The organism is Neisseria sp. P0021.S007 (genome assembly GCF_051956855.1).
Window position 1 is genome coordinate 1 of sequence record NZ_JBQCXA010000825.1, and the last position, 589, is coordinate 589.

Annotated in this window: 1 pseudogene; it reads left to right on the forward strand. The window is 58.6% G+C overall.

Annotated elements, in window-relative coordinates:
* Positions 1 to 589 (forward strand): annotated as a pseudogene (locus tag ACTHUR_RS16170) (translocation/assembly module TamB domain-containing protein); the annotation flags it as partial.

Below are 589 nucleotides of genomic sequence, written 5' to 3' on the forward strand. Positions count from 1 at the left end.
GCGCAAAATCTGCACATTACCGAGTTGCACAACTTCTACACCCCGCCCATCGAACACAACCTCGTCTTGGGCGGCGACTGGGATTTGGCATACAGTCAAAACGCGCGCGGCTTCCTCAACATCAGCCGACAAAGCGGTGACATCATCCTGCTGGGCAAAGACCCGAAAAACAAACAGCCTTTGGGACTTTCCGCGCTCGCCCTGCGCACCCGTTTCCAAAACGGCCGCATCGACAGCACGCTGGAAGGCAACACCCGCTTCGGCAAAGTTGACGGCACGCTCGGCATCGCCCAACAGTTCGGCAACAACATCAACAACGCCCCCGTCAGCGGCAAAGTCAATATCAGCGTTCCCGATTTAGGCTCGCTCAAATCCTTTATGCCGGCGACAGCCCAAGGCATTGCAGGCCGTCTGAACGCGACCGCCACCATCGGCGGCCGACTCGGTTCGCCCACCGTCAACAGCAACCTCGACCTCCAAACCAATTACGGCCGTGCCGACGGTACCGTCAACATCGGCCAAGGCACCAGCTTCGACACTGCCCCTCTGAGCGGCAAACTCAACCTGAACGTCGCCAACCATGTCTATT